General features: G+C 65.9%; 1 protein-coding gene. It reads right to left on the bottom strand.

The window, feature by feature from the left end; translation table 11 throughout:
• Positions 1–62: 62 nt before the first annotated feature.
• Positions 63–621: IS256 family transposase (locus DEH80_RS17040; protein WP_207774672.1), on the bottom strand; the 559-nt coding region annotated here is incomplete at its 5' end.

The following is a 621-nucleotide window of genomic DNA, read 5'->3' as shown; positions in this document are numbered from 1 at the left end:
GGTCGTGTCCCCGGACGTGGTGTAAGAAGCCACCGAGCCCGTTGGCAGTCTGAGGCATGGCTTCATGCAGCCGGTAGGTAGAGTGCCTCGCCGTCATCGGCGTTGCAATTGGCCTGCAGGCTTTCGGCACTCATGTAGCGCCGGCTGATCTGCCACTCGTCATTCTGCTCGAGCAGCAGGGCGCCGACGAGGCGGTAGATCGCGGCCTCATTGGGGAAGATGCCCACGGTCCGCGTGCGGCGCTTCACTTCACCGTTCAGGCGTTCCAGCGGGTTGGTCGAGTGGATCTGGTTCTTGTGGTCCGGGTGGAAGTCCCGGTAGGCCAGTACGTCGTGCTCGGCCTCGTCCATCAGAGCAGCGAGCTTGGGCAGCTTCTCGCGCAGCTGGTCGGCCACGCGCCGCCATTGCTCATGCGCCTCGGCCGCCGTCTCCTGCGCGAAGGCGGTGCGGATCATCGTCGCCACGGCCGGTTGCTGCTTCTTCGGCACCAGCGCCAGAGCGTTGCGCATGAAGTGCACGCGGCAGCGCTGCCAGGTGGAGCCGAGCACTTTGCTCGCTGCGGCCTTCAGACCCTCGTGGGCATCGGAGATGATCAGCTTCACGCCGCGCAGGCCACGGTGA

It is taken from the genome of Abyssibacter profundi (assembly GCF_003151135.1).
Lineage (GTDB): Bacteria > Pseudomonadota > Gammaproteobacteria > Nevskiales > OUC007 > Abyssibacter > Abyssibacter profundi.
The sequence above is the reverse complement of the archived record's forward strand: the minus strand, read 5'-3'. Positions and strand labels throughout refer to the sequence as shown.